Source organism: Pseudacidovorax sp. DMC4 (assembly GCF_056314265.1).
On sequence record NZ_JBQUYR010000018.1, the window covers coordinates 68,919 to 87,048 of the forward strand.

General features: G+C 69.9%; 14 protein-coding genes. 10 read left to right on the forward strand and 4 right to left on the reverse strand.

Annotated elements, in window-relative coordinates; translation table 11 throughout:
- The first annotated feature begins 31 nt into the window (after positions 1-31).
- The 3 genes from ACT54X_RS26075 to ACT54X_RS26085 all read left to right on the forward strand — a co-directional run bounded on the left by ACT54X_RS26075 (position 32) and on the right by ACT54X_RS26085 (position 1,814).
- Complete coding sequence (locus ACT54X_RS26075; RefSeq protein ID WP_017760441.1) at positions 32-508, forward strand: carboxypeptidase-like regulatory domain-containing protein; 477 nt, start codon at positions 32-34, stop codon at positions 506-508.
- A 201-nt stretch (positions 509-709) separates the two neighbouring features.
- On the forward strand, positions 710-1,216 hold the full coding sequence (locus tag ACT54X_RS26080) for a carboxypeptidase-like regulatory domain-containing protein (RefSeq protein WP_294376590.1): 507 nt from the start codon (positions 710-712) through the stop codon (positions 1,214-1,216).
- Between the two features lie 139 nt (positions 1,217-1,355).
- Complete coding sequence (locus ACT54X_RS26085; RefSeq protein WP_294376593.1) at positions 1,356-1,814, forward strand: RidA family protein; 459 nt, start codon at positions 1,356-1,358, stop codon at positions 1,812-1,814.
- 9 nt (positions 1,815-1,823) lie between these two features.
- On the opposite strand, the gene ACT54X_RS26090 is transcribed toward ACT54X_RS26085, so the two are convergent.
- The gene (locus tag ACT54X_RS26090; RefSeq protein ID WP_294376595.1) at positions 1,824-3,461 is read right to left on the reverse strand and encodes an MFS transporter; all 1,638 of its coding nucleotides are present in this window, start codon (positions 3,459-3,461) and stop codon (positions 1,824-1,826) included.
- 75 nt (positions 3,462-3,536) lie between these two features.
- Here ACT54X_RS26090 and ACT54X_RS26095 point away from each other — a divergent pair, with 75 nt between their 5' ends.
- Both ACT54X_RS26095 and ACT54X_RS26100 read left to right on the forward strand, forming a co-directional pair.
- Positions 3,537-4,367 carry an alpha/beta hydrolase gene (locus tag ACT54X_RS26095; protein ID WP_294376598.1) on the forward strand — a complete coding sequence of 277 codons (831 nt, stop codon included), beginning with the start codon at positions 3,537-3,539 and terminating at the stop codon, positions 4,365-4,367.
- An 81-nt stretch (positions 4,368-4,448) separates the two neighbouring features.
- Positions 4,449-4,748: an antibiotic biosynthesis monooxygenase family protein gene (locus tag ACT54X_RS26100; protein WP_294376602.1), complete on the forward strand. Its 300-nt coding sequence runs from the start codon at positions 4,449-4,451 to the stop codon at positions 4,746-4,748.
- A gap of 100 nt (positions 4,749-4,848) precedes the next feature.
- On the opposite strand, the gene ACT54X_RS26105 is transcribed toward ACT54X_RS26100, so the two are convergent.
- Positions 4,849-5,325 carry an Lrp/AsnC family transcriptional regulator gene (locus ACT54X_RS26105; protein ID WP_294376605.1) on the reverse strand — a complete coding sequence of 159 codons (477 nt, stop codon included), beginning with the start codon at positions 5,323-5,325 and terminating at the stop codon, positions 4,849-4,851.
- A 178-nt stretch (positions 5,326-5,503) separates the two neighbouring features.
- Between ACT54X_RS26105 and ACT54X_RS26110 the strand changes: the two genes are divergently transcribed.
- The 5 genes from ACT54X_RS26110 to ACT54X_RS26130 all read left to right on the forward strand — a co-directional run bounded on the left by ACT54X_RS26110 (position 5,504) and on the right by ACT54X_RS26130 (position 15,401).
- On the forward strand, positions 5,504-9,112 hold the full coding sequence (locus tag ACT54X_RS26110; RefSeq protein WP_476349487.1) for an indolepyruvate ferredoxin oxidoreductase family protein: 3,609 nt from the start codon (positions 5,504-5,506) through the stop codon (positions 9,110-9,112).
- Between the two features lie 287 nt (positions 9,113-9,399).
- Positions 9,400-9,729 carry a preprotein translocase subunit YajC gene (gene yajC / locus ACT54X_RS26115; RefSeq protein WP_234193418.1) on the forward strand — a complete coding sequence of 110 codons (330 nt, stop codon included), beginning with the start codon at positions 9,400-9,402 and terminating at the stop codon, positions 9,727-9,729.
- A gap of 76 nt (positions 9,730-9,805) precedes the next feature.
- Complete coding sequence (secD, locus tag ACT54X_RS26120; RefSeq protein WP_294376613.1) at positions 9,806-11,692, forward strand: protein translocase subunit SecD; 1,887 nt, start codon at positions 9,806-9,808, stop codon at positions 11,690-11,692.
- 24 nt (positions 11,693-11,716) lie between these two features.
- Positions 11,717-12,673: a protein translocase subunit SecF gene (secF, locus tag ACT54X_RS26125; RefSeq protein WP_294376616.1), complete on the forward strand. Its 957-nt coding sequence runs from the start codon at positions 11,717-11,719 to the stop codon at positions 12,671-12,673.
- 289 nt (positions 12,674-12,962) lie between these two features.
- Entirely contained in the window at positions 12,963-15,401 is a 2,439-nt protein-coding gene (locus ACT54X_RS26130; RefSeq protein ID WP_294376619.1) for a DUF1631 family protein, read from the forward strand.
- A 272-nt stretch (positions 15,402-15,673) separates the two neighbouring features.
- On the opposite strand, the gene dprA is transcribed toward ACT54X_RS26130, so the two are convergent.
- Positions 15,674-16,855 (reverse strand): DNA-processing protein DprA, encoded by a 1,182-nt coding sequence (gene dprA, locus ACT54X_RS26135; RefSeq protein WP_294376620.1) that lies wholly within the window; start codon positions 16,853-16,855, stop codon positions 15,674-15,676.
- Positions 16,856-16,871: 16 nt separating this feature from the next.
- The gene (locus tag ACT54X_RS26140) at positions 16,872-18,053 is read right to left on the reverse strand and encodes a LysM peptidoglycan-binding domain-containing protein (protein WP_294376623.1); all 1,182 of its coding nucleotides are present in this window, start codon (positions 18,051-18,053) and stop codon (positions 16,872-16,874) included.
- Between the last annotated feature and the right edge of the window lie 77 nt (positions 18,054-18,130).

The following is an 18,130-nucleotide window of genomic DNA, read 5'->3' on the forward strand; positions in this document are numbered from 1 at the left end:
AGCGGACGGAAAGCCAAGGAAGGACATTGCCATGACCACCCTCACCTCCTCCATCGCTCGCCGTACGGCCCGCCCCCTTGCCGTTGCACTGCTACTCGGCATGGGCGCGCTCATGGGCGTGGCGCACGCCGACACCCTGCCCCCCGTACGCACGGCGCCGACCGGCGTCGAGTACATCAGCGGCGGCGTGGGCAGTGACGAGGCCCATGCCATGCAACAGGCGGCGACCCGGTGGCCGGCCAGCTTCGAGTTCGCCGTCAAGGACGGCGCCAAGGCCGACTTCGCGGCCAACGTGCATGTGACGGTGCAGGACGCCCGCACCGGCGCCACGGTGCTGCGCAACGTGAGGGCGGACGGGCCCTTCATGGCCGCCAAGCTGGCCCCCGGCGTCTACCGCGTGACGGCCTCGCTGGACGGCAAGGCGCTGCAGCGACAGATCGACGTCGGCGCCAAGGGCCCGGCGCATGCGGTCTTCATGTGGCCGGCCGGCACGGACATGGCTGGTTGAGCAAGACCCCCAGGCTGCGCGCTTCGCGCTCCGCCTCCCCCCTGTAGGGGGCACATCCTGCGGCCCGGCGAAGCCGGTTCCGCGGATGTTGCTGGCGTGGCCTGCTCCGCGGCCTCCTGATCAAACACGAGGTCTGCCGCACCCGCCACCACCGCGCGGCGGTCCTTTCGAGAAAACGAACCTGTCACACCTCCGTCCATCATGAACACCCCCACACTCGACCGCTCTCTCGCCCGCCCCATCTCCAACCCGATGGTCGCCGTGGGCAACCTGATGGCCGCCAGCCTGCTGGCCGTGGTCGCCGGCGCGGCCCATGCCTCGACCACCTACAACCCGCCCATCGAGATGACCAAGGCCGGCATCGAGTACATGAGCGGCGGCACCACGCCCGACGAAGCGAAGCTGATGAAGGTGGTGGAGCCGCGGTGGCCTGCCAGCTTCGAGTTCGATGCCAAGGGCCAGGGCCCCCTTCCAACGGGCGCACCCATCAAGGTGACGGTACGCGACGCCGGCAGCGGCGCGGTGGTGCTCAGTGACGTGACGGCGGGCGGTCCGTACATGGTGGCTCGGCTGGACCCGGGCCGCTACCAGGTGACGGCCACGCGCGATGGCCAGACCGTCTCACGCGACATCGAGGTGGGCCGCTACACCACGGCCCATGCGGTGTTCGACTGGAACGGCGGCACGGGCGTGGCCAGCAGCCGCTGACGGGGCGCTGAGCCAGCTTGCTGCGGGTGAGCACAGCCGCGGCCCAGGACTCCCCGGCACAGCCCGTGCGTGCCTCGCCGCAGCTTGGCCACAATGGCCCGCTGTTCGACGCAGCCTGCCGTCGCAAAGGAGTCTTCCCATGAGCATGGGCACCCCCATGGCCCGTTATGCCGCCGCCCGCCGGGTCGGCGATTTCGTCTTCATGAGCGGCGTGGTGGCCGTCGATCCGGCCACGCGCCGCGCCGTCTCGCGCTACGAGGACCTGCCCGAGGCCGCGCAGGCCGAGCTGCGTGGCCTGGGCTACGCCACCGGCCAGATGTCGGTGGACGTGTTCGAGGCGCCCGTGGTGGCGCAGAGCTGGTTCGTGCTGGCCCGCATCCGCGACCTGGCGGCCGAGCAGGGCGGCACCATGGACGACGTGGTCAAGCTGGTGCAGTACTTCCGACGCCTGCCCGACTACGCACTCTTCAACCGGGTGCGCGGCCTGTTCTATCCGGGCGAGCCGCCGGTCTCCACCGTGGTGGAGGTCAACCGCTTCCTGCCCGGGGACGAGGTGCTGATCGAGGTCGAGGCGACGATGTACCTGCCGCGCGGCTGAGGCGCCGCGTCAGCCGCGTTGCACGATGTAGCGGTTGACCACAGGCATCGTTTCGCCGCGGTGGAAGGCCAGCCGCCGCTCGCGCAGCGCCAGGTCGGCCGCGGTGGCGCGGTGGAAGCGCCGCAGGTGCTCCGTCCACGACTCGTCCACCACCTGCTCCACATAGCGCTCGGGCGCCGACAGGTCGTGCAGCAGTTCCCACGCGATGGCGCCCTGGCTGAGTCGGGCGCGGCGCGTCTCCTGCATCACGGCATGGAAGGCGGTGGCGCGGGCCGGGTCGATCAGGTATTCGACGGTGATGACCACGCGGCCGTCCTCGCCGGCACTAGCGGGCGGCGGGTTGAAGGCCCAGTCGGTGCCGGCGGGGCTCATGTCGTCCTCGCCCGGGCCGTCGGGTACCCAGCGCAGCACGGCCAGCATCACCAGCGTGCCCGTCACGGCGGCCACCAGCAGGCTGGCGCGCAGCGTGCTCAGTTCCGCGATCTGGCCCCACACCGCCGCGCCCAGCGCGCCGGCGCCCATGATGGCCATCTGATAGGTGGACATGCCGCGCGCCCGCACCCAGTCGGGCAGGGCCAGCTGGGCCGACACCGACAGCGAGTTGGCCACCGTGATCCAGGCCGCGCCACAGAAGAACACGGCGAAGGCGGCCAGCCACAGCGCAGGCGACAGCGCCAGCACGGCGGTGCCCACCGACAGCAGCATCGAGCCGTAGAGCACGCGGTGGTCACGGTCGAACATCTCCCGCAGCCGGGGCAGCAGCAGCACCGCGATGATCGAGCCCGCCCCCATCGAAGCCAGCAGCAGCGTGAAGGTGCCGGCGCCGCCCTTCGGCCCCTCGTGGAAGCCGCGCGCCAGCAGCGGCAGCAACGCCAGCACCGCGCTGGAATGGAAGAAGGAGACGGCCACCCGCGACAGCACGGCCCGCATGCGCTGCGACTGCCGCACGAACTGGACGCCCACGCGCATGGCGCTCACCAGCCGCTCGCGGCCCAGCGGATCGACCTTGTGCTCGCGCCGCCAGCGCAGGATGACGAAACCCGAGGCAATACTCAGCACCGCATTGAGCACGAAGACCCACACGCTGCCCGCGCTGGCGATCAGCACGCCCGCCACCAGCGGCCCGACGATGCGCGAGGCATTCATCGCGATGCCGTTCAGGCCCATGGCGGCCGGCAGCAGCGGGCGCGTGACCAGCTCGGGCACGATGGCCGAGAACACCGGCCAGCGCAGCGCCAGGCCGATGCCGTTGGCGAAGGTGAGCGCCAGCAGCAGCGGCGCGTTCATCTTGTCGAGCCCGATGGCCACGCACAGCACGGTGGCCGAGCCCGCCAGCCAGAACTGCGTGGCCACCAGCCAGCGCCGGCGGTCCAGGATGTCGGCCAGCGCCCCGCTGGGCAGCCCAAGCAGGAAGACGGGCAGCGTGGAGGCCGTCTGCACCAGCGCCACCCACATGGGCGAAGTGGTGAGCGTGGTCATCAGCCAGGCGGCCGCGACGTCGTTCATCCACATGCAGGTGTTGGCGATGAACCAGGTGCCCCACAGCAACCGGAAGACCGGCAGCCGCAACGGCTCCAGGGCCGCGAAGCGCGGCGCGCGGCGGGGTGGCGGGGCGGGGCTGGTCTCGTCGGGGTCGATGGGCGGCATGCGTGCCTGATTGTGGGGCAGCGGGCTTGGCCCTAAGCTCGAACGCTTCGTTCGCCCCCCGGTGCACCCATGAACATGACGGCTTCCACCCCCTCCGGCCCGGCGCTCTGGCGCGGCATGGACCGCCCCACCCTCGACGCCGCCTACGACAGCTCGGCCGCGGTGCCCGACTTCAAGGCCATCACCGGCCGCTGGCCCGAGCGCAGCGCACCCTGGCGCACACGGCCCGACACACGGCTGGATGTGCCCTATGCCGAGCCGCCGCGCTGCCGCATCGACCTGTTCGGACCGGCCGACGCCTCGCCGCTGGTGGTCTTCCTGCACGGTGGCTACTGGCAGATGCGCGGACGGGAGCAGTTCTCCTTTCTGGCCGAAGGGCCGCTGGCGCATGGCCTGGGCTTTGCCGCCGTGGGCTACACGCTGGGGCCGGAGGCCGGCATGGACCGCATCGTCGAGGAATGCCGGCAGGCGCTGGCCTTCCTGCGCCACGAGACGGGACGGCCCATCGTGCTGTCGGGCTGGTCGGCCGGGGGCCACCTGACGGCCTGCCTGCAGAACGAGGCGGGCGTGATCGGCAGCCTGGCGATCAGCGGTCTGTACGAGCTGGAGCCGATCCGCCTGGGCCGGCTGAACGACAAGCTCGGCATGGACGCCGCCACTGCCCGGCGCCACTCGCCGCTGCACCACCTGCCCGCCAACTCGCCGCCGATGGTCATCGCCTGGGGCGAGGCCGAGCAGCCGGAGCTGCGCCAGCAGTCGCTGGACTACGCCGCCGCCCGCGAGGCCGCCGGCCTGCCCACGCGCCGGCTGCCACTGGCCGGCCTGCAGCACTTCGACGAACTCGACACCTATGCTGACCCGAACGGCGCCATGACGCTGGCGCTGGTCGCACTGGCGCGCGGCTGAATGACGACGCGCCGGGTGCCCTACGTGACACGAGCCGGCGATGCACCATCCCCCTTCTTTCAACCCTCAGGAGACTCTCCCGTGATCCTCGAAACCGCAGACATCCGCATCCAGCCCGGCCGCCAGGCCGACTTCGACGCCGCCATCGTGCGCGGCCTGCAGACCGTCATCGCCAAGGCGAAGGGCTTTCGCGGCTGGCGCGTCGTCAAGGGCATCGAATCGCCCGAGCGCTACCTGCTGCAGATCGAATGGGAGACGCTGGAGAACCACACGGTCGACTTCCGCGAATCGCCGGCCTTCGCCGAATGGCGCGCCATCGTCGGGCCTTTCTTCGCGCATCCACCGGTGGTCGAGCACTTCACGCTGGTCGGCGCTGCCTGAACGGCCGCTACCGTCGGCGTGCGGCGGCCGGGCTGAAAGCCGCCCGCAGGCCGATGCGCTCCCCTAACGCCCCGCGCCGCAGCAGGGCCCCTGCGGGCACTCACCCGCCCAGGTGGCCCAGCGGCAGCGCCGAATTCGCCTTCACCTCGCCCAGCGAGAAGCTGGTGTGCAGGTCCTTCACGTTGGGCAGCGTCATCAGGCTGTTGAGCGCGAAGCGGGAGAAGGCGTCCAGGTCCTGCGCCACCACCTGGAGCTCGAACATGCCGTTGCCGCTGATGTAGTGGCAGGCCACCACCTCGGGCAGGCGGCGGATGGCCTCTTCCAGCACGCGGGTGGCGTCGCTGGTGGCGCGGTCGGTGTCCACCCGCACGAAGGCCAGGACGCCCAAGCCGATCTTGCGGCGGTCCAGCTCGGCGTGGTACCCCTTGATGTAGCCCTGCGCCTCCAGGGCGCGCACCCGGCGCCAGCAGGGGGCGGCCGACAGCCCGACCCGCTGGGCCAGCTCGGCATTGGTGAGCCGGGCGTCGTCCTGCAGCTCGCGCAGGATGGCGAGGTCATATTTGTCAATGCTTTCCAAAGCGGCACCCTTTGCGCAAGATCCTTTCCCGATCATCCGTTTTCAGCGCATGGAAAGCAAACACCTATCCAAGGGCCGGGCATACACTTTGCGCACATGATGCATCGGGGGACTTCCACCCGGCGCCCTGCCCACCTGCCACGGCCCACAAGGCCCCAGCCGACGGAGAGAGACAACGATGAACGCTCCCTTGCCCGAACACATCCGCAAGGCCCTCGAGACGGTCACGCTCGATGACAAATACAGCCTGGACTACGGCCGCGCCTTCATGAGCGGCGTGCAGGCGCTGGTCAAGCTGCCCATGCTGCAGCGCCTGCGCGATGCGCAGCAGGGCCACAACACCGCCGGCTTCATCAGCGGCTACCGCGGCTCCCCGCTCGGTGGTTACGACCAGGCGCTGTGGAAGGCCAGCAAGTACCTCAAGGCGCAGAACATCGTCTTCCAGCCCGGCGTCAACGAAGAGCTGGCGGCCACCGCGCTGTGGGGCACGCAGATGCTGGGCTTCTCGCCGAAGGAGCAGCAGAAGTTCGACGGCGTCTTCGGCATCTGGTACGGCAAGGGGCCGGGCGTGGACCGTTGCTCCGACGTGTTCAAGCACGCCAACATGGCCGGCACCGCGCCGCTGGGCGGTGTGATCGCCATCGCGGGCGACGACCACATCTCCAAGAGCAGCACCGCCGCGCACCAGAGCGACCACATCTTCAAGGCCTGCGGCACGCCGGTGTTCTTCCCGGCCAACGTGCAGGAGATCCTGGACCTGGGCCTGCATGCCTTCGCCATGAGCCGCTTCGCCGGCATCTGGTCGGGCATGAAGACGATCCAGGAGATCGTCGAATCCAGCGCCACCGCCATGATCGACCCGGACCGGGTCGAGATCGTGCTGCCCACCGACTTCGACATGCCGCCCGGCGGCCTGCACATCCGCTGGCCCGACGCGCCGCTGGAGCAGGAGGCGCGCCTCATGCACTACAAGTGGTATGCCGCGCTGGCCTACATCCGCGCCAACCGGCTCAACCACAACGTCATCGAGGGGCCCAACGACCGCTATGGCCTCATGGCCAGCGGCAAGGCCTACAACGACACCCGCCAGGCCCTGGCCGACCTCGGCCTGGACGACGCCGCCTGCCGCCAACTGGGCATCCGGCTGCACAAGGTGGGCGTGGTCTGGCCGCTGGAGGCACAGCTCACCCGCGACTTCGCCACCGGCCTGCAGGAGATCCTGGTCGTCGAGGAGAAGCGCCAGGTCATCGAATACCAGCTCAAGGAAGAGCTCTACAACTGGCGCCCCGACGTGCGGCCCAACGTGCTGGGCAAGTTCGACGAGCTGGCGGGCGACTTCTCCGGCGGCGAATGGGCCATGCCCAATCCCACGGCCAACACGCTGCTGCGCGCCAATGCCGACCTCAACCCGGCGCTGATCGCGCGGGCGCTGGTCAAGCGGCTGAAGAAGACCGGCATCCTGGCCTCGGGCGGTGCCGACCTGGTGGCCCGCGTGGAGGCGCAGATGGCGCTGCTGGAGGCCAAGGAGCGCTCGATGCAGGTGCTCAACGCCGGCGGTGTACAGGGCGCGGACCGCGTGCCATGGTTCTGCTCGGGCTGCCCGCACAACACCAGCACCGTGGTGCCCGAAGGCTCGCGCGCCATGGCCGGCATCGGCTGCCATTACATGGCCAACTGGATGGACCGGTCCACCTACGGCTTCACGCAGATGGGCGGCGAGGGCGTCCCCTGGGTGGGCCAGGCGCCCTTCACGCACGAGAAGCACCTGTTCGCCAACCTGGGCGACGGCACCTACTTCCACAGCGGGCTGCTGGCCATCCGTCAGAGCATCGCGGCGGGCGTCAACATCACCTACAAGATCCTCTACAACGACGCCGTGGCCATGACCGGCGGCCAGCAGGTGGGCGAACGGCCCGAGGGCCATTCGGTGCTGCAGATCGCCGAGAGCCTGCATGCCGAAGGCGCGACGAAGGTCGTGATCGTCACGGACGAGCCGGCCAAGTACCAGGGCGTGGCCATTCCGGGCAGCTACGCCGGTGAGACGGTGAAGGTGCGCCACCGCGACGAGCTGGACGCGGTGCAGCGCGAGTTCCGTGAGATCGCCGGCACCACGGCCATCATCTACGACCAGACCTGCGCCACCGAAAAGCGCCGCCGCCGCAAGCGCGGCACGATGGCAGATCCGGCCAAGCGCGTGGTCATCAACGACCTGGTGTGCGAAGGCTGCGGCGACTGCAGCGTGCAGAGCAACTGCCTGTCGGTGGAGCCGCTGGAAACCGAGTTCGGCCGCAAGCGCACCATCAACCAGAGCACCTGCAACAAGGACATGAGCTGCCTGAAGGGCTTCTGTCCCAGCTTCGTCACCGTCGAAGGCGGCCAGCTCAAGAAGAAGGCCAAGGGCAATGCCGGTACGCCGGCCGAACTGGGCGCCCTGCCCGAGCCTGCGCTGCCGGCGCTGGCGGCCAACCAGGTCTGGGGCATCGTCGTCGCGGGCGTGGGCGGCACGGGCGTCATCACCATCGGCCAGCTGCTGGGCGTCGCAGCACACATCGAGGGCAAGGGCATCGTCACGCAGGACGCCGCCGGCCTGGCCCAGAAGGGCGGCGCCACCTGGAGCCATGTGCTGATCGGGGCGCGGCAGGACGACATCCGCACCACCCGCGTCGGCACCGCCGCCGCCGACCTGGTGCTGGCCTGCGACCCCATCGTCACGGTCAACGGCGAGACCCTGGCCCGCATGCGCGAGGGCCGCACGCACGTGGCCCTCAACACCCACAGCACGCCCACCGCCAGCTTCGTCAAGAACGCGCAGTGGCAGAACCCGCAGGACGCCTGTGCCGTGCAGATCGGCAAGGCCGTGGGCGAGGCCGGCGTGGGCGCCTTCGACGCCGATGCGGCCGCCTCGCAGCTGATGGGCGACACGCTCTTCGTCAACCCGATGATGCTGGGCTATGCGTGGCAGAAGGGCTGGATTCCGCTGGCACACGAATCGCTGATGCGCGCCATCGAGCTCAACAACGTCGCCATCGAGGCCAACAAGGCCGCCTTCGAATGGGGCCGCCAGGCCGCGCACCGGCCGGCCGAGATGGCCCAGCGCCTGAACCCGGGCCAGGTGATCGAGTTCAAGAAGCGCGAGACGCTGGCCTCGCTGGTGGCGCGGCGCGTGGACTTCCTGACCGACTACCAGAATGGCGCCTATGCCGAGGACTACCGCGCCTTCGTCGAACGCGTGCGCGCGGCCGAGGCGCCGCTGGGCAAGACGGCGCTGGCCGAGACGGTGGCCCGCCAGCTCTTCAAGCTGATGGCCTACAAGGACGAGTACGAGGTGGCGCGCCTGCACACGCAGACGGGCTTCCGCGAGCGCATCGACCAGATGTTCGAAGGCGACTACACCGTGCACTACCACCTGGCGCCGCCGGCGATCGCCAAGCGCAACGCCAAGGGCGAGCTGGTCAAGCAACGCTTTGGTCCATGGATGCATCGCGCCTTCGGCGTGCTGGCACGGCTCAAGGGCCTGCGCGGCACCGCTTTAGACCCCTTCGGCCGCACCGAGGAGCGCCGCACCGAACGCGCGCTGATCGGCGAATACCGCGCGGCCATCGAGGAAGTGCTGCAGGGCCTGGACGCCGAACATCATGCGCTGGCGCTGGAGATCGCCGCGCTGCCCGACGGCATCCGCGGCTACGGCCATGTGAAGGAACGCAACCTGGCTGCTGTGCGCACGCGCTGGCAGTCGCTGATGGCGCGCTGGCGCACGGGCGAGCCGGCCACACGCGCCGCGGCCTGATCAGCGCGCGCGGCCGTCCGCCCCGCGGAATGCCGCGCGCCGCTGTCCGGGGTGCAGGCCGAGGCGCGCGGTGACAGCAGCCTTGGCAGGGCGTGCAATATCCCGCGCCGCGTGCCGGCTTGACGCCGGCCCGTCAAGACCCCCCGCATACAATCCGCCGGTTGTGCGAAGCCCTCCCCTCGTGGGTCTCTTCGCGCACCGGCGGCCCCGCTTCCAGCGATCCGGCCGCCCCGGAACCGCGGGCACCGCCTGCGGTCAGACCCCATCCGCTCTCCTGGAGACCTCCCTTGTTCATTTCCTCCGCTTTCGCCCAGACCGCCCCTGCCGCCGGTGGCGGCGACATGATGTCTTCCCTCACCAGCATGCTGCCGCTGGTGCTGATGTTCGTGGTGCTGTACTTCGTCATGATCCGCCCGCAGATGAAACGCCAGAAGGAAACGCGCGCCATGCTCGACGCGCTGGCCAAGGGCGACGACGTGGCCACCGCCGGTGGCGTGGTCGGCCGCATCAGCGCCATGGGCGACCAGTTTCTGACGCTGGAAATCTCCAACGGCGTCGAGATCAAGGTGCAGCGCAGCGCCGTGGTCCAGGTGCTCCCCAAGGGCAGCTACAAGTAATTAGGCGCAGAGGCTGCCCCCGGGGCAGCCTCTCTTTTTGAGCGCATCCGCGTCTCGATTCCTTAGGTATCCAGCGATGAACCGCTATCCGGTCTGGAAGTACGCGATCATGGTGATCGTGCTGCTGGTGGGGCTGATCTACACCCTGCCCAATCTCTTCGGCGAAGCGCCGGCCGTGCAGGTCTCGCCCGCCAAGTCCACCGTCAAGGTGGATGCCTCGACGCAGCAGCGCGTGGAAGCGGCGCTCAAGGCCGCCAACCTCACGCCCGACATGCTGACGCTGGATGCCAACTCCATCCGCGCCCGCTTCGGCACCACCGACGACCAGCTCAAGGCCCGCGACGTGCTGCAGCATGCCCTGGTGCCCGATGCCAATGACGCACCCTACGTGGTGGCGCTGAACCTGGTGTCGCGCTCGCCGACCTGGCTGTCGGCACTGCATGCCTTCCCGATGTACCTGGGCCTGGACCTGCGCGGCGGCGTGCACTTCATGCTGCAGGTGGACATGCAGGGCGCCCTGGACAAGCGCGCCGAGACCTTCGCCAGCGACCTGCGCACCGCCCTGCGCGACAAGAGCATCCGCGGCGCAGCCGTCACGCGCAACGGCCAGGCCATCGAGGTGCGCCTGCGCGACGCCGCCGCCCAGCAGGCCACGCAGAACATCATCCAGGACCAGTTCACCGACCTGGCGGCCACCGCCAGCCAGGACGGCAGCGACTACAAGCTGGCCGTGACCATCAAGCCCGAGGCGGCCCGACGCCTGGAAGACAGCGCCCTCAAGCAGAACATCACCACGCTGCACAACCGGATCAACGAACTGGGCGTGGCCGAGCCGGTGATCCAGCAGCAGGGCCTGGACCGCATCATCGTGCAACTGCCCGGCGTGCAGGACACGGCCAAGGCCAAGGAAATCCTGGGCCGCACCGCCACGCTGGAACTCCGCCTGGTGGACGAAAGCGCCGAAGGCCGCGCCGCCGAACTGGGCACCGGCCCCGTGCCCTTCGGCTCGGAGCGCTTCATGGACCGCGAAGGCCGTCCGGTGATCGTCAAGAAGCAGGTCGTCATCAGCGGCGAGAACCTGACCGACGCGCAGCCCGGCTTCGATTCGCAGACGCAGCAGCCCAAGGTCGACCTGACCGTGGACGCCAAGGGCGGCCGCATCATGCGCGACGTCAGCCGCGACAACTACCGCAAGCGCCTGGCCATCCTGCTGTTCGAGAAGGGCAAGGGCGAGGTGCTGACGGCGCCGTCGATCAACGGCGAGCTGGGCACGCGCTTCCAGATCTCCGGCTCGATGAACGTGGTCGAGGCCAACGACCTGGCCCTGCTGCTGCGCGCCGGCTCGCTGGCCGCGCCGATGGAGATCATCGAAGAGCGCACCATCGGCCCGAGCCTGGGTGCCGACAACATCGCCATGGGCTTCAAGAGCGTGGCCTACGGCTTCCTGGCGATCATGGTGTTCATGTGCGTGTACTACGCGCTGTTCGGCGTCTTCTCGTCGATCGCGCTGGGCGTGAACCTGCTGCTGCTGGTGGCCATCCTGTCGATGCTGCAGGCCACGCTCACGTTGCCGGGCATCGCGGCCATGGCGCTGGCCATCGGTGTGGCCATCGACTCCAACGTGCTGATCAACGAGCGAGTGCGCGAAGAGCTGCGCAACGGCGCCTCGCCGCAGGCCGCGATCCACGCCGGCTACGACCGTGCCTGGGGCACCATCCTCGACTCCAACGTGACCACCCTGATCGCGGGCCTGGCGCTGCTGGCCTTCGGCTCGGGCCCGGTGCGCGGCTTCGCGGTGGTGCACTGCATCGGCATCGTCACCTCGATGTTCTCGGCCGTGTTCTTCTCGCGCGGGCTGGTCAACCTCTGGTACGGCCGCAAGAAGAAGCTCAAGACCGTGTCCATCGGCACCGTCTGGCGTCCGGGCCAGGCCGACGACACGGCCCTGGCCAAGGCCAAGTAAACCGCGGCACGGAGCACAACGACCATGGAATTCTTCCGCATCCACCGCACCATCCCGTTCATGCGCTATGCGAAGGTGCTGAACGCGATCTCGATCATCACCTTCGTCGCGGCCGTCTTCTTCCTGTTCCATCGCGGGCTGCACCTGTCGGTGGAGTTCACCGGCGGCACGGTGATGGAAGTGAACTACCCGCAGGCGGCCGAGCTCGACAAGGTGCGCAGCGCCGTCAGTGGCCTGGGCTATCAGGACGTGCAGGTGCAGAACTTCGGCAGCTCGCGCGACGTGATGATCCGCCTGCCGGCCCAGAAGGGCGTGAGCTCGCAGGAGCAGAGCAACCGCGTGATGACCGCCCTCAAGACGGTCGACCCGTCGGTGCAGCTGCGCCGCAACGAGTTCGTCGGCCCGCAGGTGGGCGACGAGCTCACCACCAACGGCCTGAAGGCGCTGGGCATGGTGGTGGTGGGCATCATGATCTACCTGGCCTTCCGCTTCGAATGGAAGTTCGCGCTGTCCACCGTGCTGGCCAACCTGCACGACGTGGTGATCATCCTGGGCTTCTTCGCCTTCTTCCAGTGGGAGTTCTCGCTGGCGGTGCTGGCGGCGGTGCTGGCGGTGCTGGGCTACTCGGTGAACGAGTCGGTGGTGATCTTCGACCGGATCCGCGAGAACTTCCGGCGCTATCGCAAGATGGACACGGTCGAGATCATCGACAGCGCCATCACGGGCACCATCAGCCGCACGATCATCACCCACGGCTCCACTCAGCTGGTGGTGCTGTCGATGTTCTTCTTCGGCGGCCCGACGCTGCACTACTTCGCGCTGGCGCTGACCATTGGCATCTGCTTCGGCATCTATTCCTCCTGCTTCGTGGCGGCGTCCATCGCCATGTGGCTGGGGGTGAAGCGCGAGGACCTGATCAAGGGCGGCCCGGCCAAGCGCGACGAGGATCCGAACGATCCCAACGCCGGCGCCACGGTGTAAGCGCGCACCGGCCCCCACGTCCAACCCGGCCCCGGCCGGGTTTCTTCTTTTCTGGACAGGGCATGCCGCATGCGGCGCCGCGCGTATCTGTGCAGCCTGTCGCCTTGTCGACGCTTTTCTGACCCGCGCTTCGGGACTTGGGCGGACCCCGCATACGGTGCAGTGGCGGCCTCCGTTACATTCGAACCAGTTGGAATTAACAACAATTCACTATCTTTCGTTCCGCCTGTCTTGCCCCCTGCGTGAACGCCCTGCCCGCTGCCGGCGCTGATGCGCCCTCCCTGTCGCCATGAGCCCTTCGCTCCCCCGCGAATCTGCCCTGCTGCTCGCGCGCGAGTCGCGCGAGCGCTTCGTGCACGCCATGGAGGCGGCGGTGCTGCGCACCACCCAGGCCGTGCGCGACCGGCTGCTGGCCTTGGCCGGCGAGGTGGGCACGGCCCGCAAGATGCAGGAGAACCGCGATCACCTGCTCGCCTGGGAGGCCGACCACGCGCGCTGGCTGGAGGCGGTGCGCCAGCGCTGGTCGCAGGCCCTGTCTCAGGCTCCGGCCGCGGGCACCTCGACCAGCGGATCGCTGCGGCTGGAGCTGGTGGGCGACGAGGTCGTGGAGAACAGCATCCTGGTCTCGCGACTGGCGATGGCGCTCCAGGACCGCTCACCTTTCGAACTGAATGAACTGAAGCTGCGCATCCAGCATCTGGAGGGCAGCAGCGGGGCCGACTGGGCGAGCGGCGACGTGCTGCGGCCGGAGACACTGGCCTCCATCCTGGTCGAGGAATGGACATCGACCGGACTGCCGCGCGCCCTGTGGTCGCAGGTGCAGGACGTCCTCGCGGGCCACCTCGGCGATGCCGCCAGCAAGGGCTACGAGGCCCTGAATGCCTTCCTGATCGCGCGCGGGGTGATGCCGGAGATCGAACTGCGCAGCCTGGTGCGACGGGGCGCGGACAGCGCCGCCAGTCCCCTGGGCCCGGCGAGCGGGAGCGCACCGGCCGGCCGCCAGGGGGCCGCGGGCCCCTGGGATCGCACCCGGGCCATGCCCGACGCTGCCCCCTTCGCCGCGAGCCCCGGCGCCATGGCTTCCGCGCGACAGCAGGCCAGCGCCGTGCTCGGGCGGCTGCGGCGCATCATCGGCGGCGTGGTGGCTGGCGGGGGCGAGGGCGGCCCGGCCTCCCTCGGGGGTGGAGGCGCGAGCGGCATCACCACCGCCCCCGGCGGGCACAGCGGCCGCGGGGGCGCTCCCGGCCCGGCCTACGCCTACGCCTACGGCGCGGGCCCCACGGGCCACACGGCCGGCCCGATGCCCATGGGCGTCGAGCGGCGCAGTTGGGCCACCAACACCGGCGCCCAGGCCTTCACCGCTGCCATCGCCGACGTGGAAGCCGCCTATCCCTTCAACGTGGGCGTGTACGTGGACGTGGCCGAGCCCGGCCTTATGCAGCGTGCCGCCAGCGACCTTCGGCGCCAGAGCGGCGAGCTCAAGCGGCGTGCGCCCACATCGGCCGACAAGGCGACGGTGGAAGTGGTCGCGCTGATGTTCCAGTCCATCCTGGCCGAAGAGCGCATTCCCTTCTCCGTGCGCGTGTGGTTCGCCCGGCTGCAGATGCCCGTGCTGCGGGTGGCGGTGGCCGATGCGGAGTTCTTCGCCTCCCTGCAGCATCCGGCGCGCATGCTGATCGACCGCATGGGCTCGGTCGTGATGGGCTTCGACGCCGCCGCCATCTCCGGCAGCGCGCTGGAGAGCGAAATCCGCCGCGTGGTGCAGGTGATCGAGCAGTACCCGGAAACCGGCCAGCGCGTGTTCAAGCTGGTCTACGACGAGTTCGTGGCCTTCCTCTCCAAGTACCTGACCCAGAACGACGCCACCCAGAAGGTGATGAGCGTCGCGCAGCAGGTGGAGCAGAAGGAGACGCTGGCCATCCAGTACACCATCGAGCTTCGCAAGATGCTCAACGACATGCCGGTGCGCGAGGAGATCCGCGAGTTCCTGTTCAAGGTGTGGGCGGAAGTGCTGGCCATCGGCGCGCTCAAGTACGGCGCACAGGACGAGCAGACGGCGCAGTTGCGCCGGGTGGCCTCGGAGCTGGTCTGGGCGGCCAGCGCCAAGCCGAGCCGCAGCGAGCGCGCCCGCATGATCCAGGCCCTGCCCTCGCTGCTGCAGCGCCTGCGCCAGGGCATGGACCTGATGGGCCTGACCGGGCAGCCGCAGGAGGACCACATCCGCACGCTGGGCCGCACGCTCTCGGACGCCTTCACGGCCAAGACCGAGAGCATTCCCGCCGCGCAGATCGAGAACCTGGCAGGCCGGCTGGCCAATCTGGAGGCGGTGATCGCGGACCAGAGCGCCGAGCCGCTGGCCCTGGACTCGACCCACCTGGAGCTGTTGCTGGGCATCGACGTGTCGTCGATGGAAGTGCTGGCCAACAACGGCGCCGAGGCGCCGCCGGAGGCGCTGGAATGGGCCAACGCGCTGCAGGTGGGCGCCTGGTTCCTCCTCGACCACAACGGACGGCCCAGCCAGGTGCAGTTCGTGTGGCGCAGCAAGCACCGCCAGCTGCACCTGTTCGGCTCGCCCGATGGCCGGCAGTTCCTGATCCAGGCCCAGCGCCTCGCCGCCTACCTGCACGGCGGCCTGCTCGTGCCGGCGGAAGAGGAGACGCTGACCGTCCGCGCCACCCGCGAGGCCCTGGCCAAGATCGACGCCAATCCGGAACGGCTGCTGAGCTAGGAAAAGGGGCGGCCCCCATGCCGCTTCGCGGCTCCCCCCTCTCTTGCGCCTTCGGCTTGGAGGGGGGCGCACCCGGCGGCCTGGCGGAGCCAGTTCCGCGGGTGCTCTGGCATGGCCTGCTCCGCGGCCGCTCGAGCCCTCCCAGCTTGAGCGATAGGCGAAACCAGAATCCAGAATCGCGGCCCTTCCAACGCGGCATGCGCCGTGTTTGCCCGACAGGCGCAGAAGAAGCGCCGACGAAACGCCCCCAGCCAGCTGCCAACCGGGCGTGCTCAGCCCACTTCGATGCGCTGGAACAGGCCGCCGGGCAGTCGGCCGACGCGGCCGTCCAGTTCCAGCTCCAGAAGCCGGGCCTGCAGGACCGGCGTGGCCAGGCCGGTGCGGGCGCAGAGCGCGTCCAGGGTGGCCGGCGCATGGCCGAGGTGCTTCAGCAGTCCGTCGCCGTCCTCCGGCCCGGGCGTGGCCGCTTCGTCCACCTCGCTCGCGCCTTCGCGCTCGAAGAGCGAGGCAGTGCCTGGGACGGATGCCGCGGCGGGCCGGCGCAGTTCCTCCAGCACGTCTGCCGCGGTTTCCACCAGCTTGGCGCCCTGGCGGATCAAGGCATGGCAGCCCCGCGACTGCGGCGAGTGGATGGAGCCGGGAATGGCGAACACCTCCTTGCCCTGCTCGACCGCGCAGCGCGCCGTGATCAGCGAGCCGGAGGCCAATGCCGCCTCCACCACGAGCGTGCCCTGCGACAGCCCGGAGATCAGCCGGTTGCGGCGAGGGAAGTTGGCCGTGAGCGGTGGCGTGCCCAGCGGCTGTTCGCTCAGGATCACGCCCCGGGCCGCGATGCGGTGGGCGAGCGACCGGTGGCGCGCCGGGTAGACGCGGTCCAACCCCGTGCCCACCACCGCGATGGTGCTCAGCCGGCCATCCGCCGCCGTGGCGGCTTCCAGCGCGCCCTCGTGCGCCGACCCGTCCACGCCCAGCGCGAGACCCGAAACGATGGGCAAGCCGGCCTCGGCCAGCGCGCGGGCGAAGAGGCGTGCATCGACGGCGCCCTGCGGTGTGGGATTGCGGCTGCCCACGATGGCCAGGCCGTCGCCGGGCAGGGGCGCATCCACCAGCCCGGCCGGGCCGAGCAGGTAGAGGATCAGCGGCGGATCGGCGATCTCCAGCAGCCCCGGCGGATAGGCGGCATCGCCCAGGGCGACGATGCGGTGCACGGCGCCCTCGGGGCCGGTCGCATCCAACCATTCGCGCGTGCGGTGGAGCATGGCCGCGAAGCCCTCCTGCTCGTCGAGCAGCGCCCGGGCCTGGGCCGGGCTGCACAGCGCCTCCAGGGCGGCGGCCGGTTGCGCGAACACCGCGTCCGGCCATCCGAAGGCCGTGAGCAGCCTTCTTGCGGTACCGGCCCCTACACCGGGGGCCAGGGCCAGCCGCAGCCAGCCCCGCAGATCCTCCCTCTCCACCCCGCGCCCTTGTTGTTCAGGGATTGGTGAGGCGGTCGCCCGCGCGGGGCGTGTCGGTGATCTCGAGCACCAGGGCGTACGAGACGCGCTCGAAGGGACGGAACACCATCAGCAGGCCGATGCGTTCGTCGGGCAGCTTGAGCGTCTCCTTGTCGCCGCCGGTGCGGTCGACGATGGTCTGGCCGTTCTTGAGGATGGCCAGCACGTTGCCGCTCTCGATGCCGTCGCGCAGCCCCTTGTTGATGGCCACGACCTGATTCTGGCCGGCGTACTGCACGCCATTGCCGTAGATCGAGATGATGCGGCCGCCTTCCACCGGCTGGGCCGGCGCGCGGGGCACGTAGCTGATCAGCTGCTCGGGCGGCTCGGGCAACAGGCGGTCGCCGGCACGCATCTCCTCGCGGGCGGCGATCACGTCGACCGAGGCCGGCACCGCGACGCCCGGCGCCGAGTCGGTGGCCGGCGTCTGCGACTCGCCGCGCACGAGGCGCACGCGGCCCACGTATTGCGCCTCGTAGCCGAGGATCTCGCCCGTGCCCGGATCCTTGAGCGGCGTGGCATTGCGGAAGACGCGGTACTGCGGCAGCGGCCCTGCCGGCTCGACCAGCGGCGCCCCGGGTTGGCCGCGGACATAGGCGCGGTCGCCGCGCGACAGCAGCACCCGCTCGTCGTTGCCGGCCACGATCCGCGGGGCGGCGGCCAGCGTGCCCTCCTCGACCACCAGCGGCTCGGTCAGGAAGGCGTCGATGCGGCTGGGATCGAGGGTGGGCAGTGCGAGGTTGGCCGCCGAGTCGTAGCGCGTGCGCGGCGACAGCTTGACCGTGTCGCCGCTGCCGCCCAGGCCGCGACGCAGACTCAAGCGGGCGCGGCCCCCGGTCTTGTCGAGGTAGAGCACCTGGCCGGGATAGATGCGGTGCGGGTTGGCGATCTCGCCGAGGTTCATGCCCCACAGCTCGGGCCATCGCCAGGGCTTGAGCAGGTACATCTTAGAGATGGCCCAGAGCGTGTCGCCACGCTTGACGGTGTATTCGTCGGGCGCGTTGGGCGCCAGTTCGGACAGGGGCACGCCCTGCTGGGCCGTCTGCTGCGCGACGGCCCGCTGAGCCGGCGTCACCGGGTAGTTCTGCGCGTGGGCGGCGAAATGACCGAGCAGGGCCGCGGCGGCAAGGGGGATGGCAGGCAGTCGAAGGTGGTACATGGTCGGCGCGCCATCCTGCCACGGCGCGGGCGGGAGTAGCGAATACTCACAATTTGCAACGATTTTGCGCGCAAGCC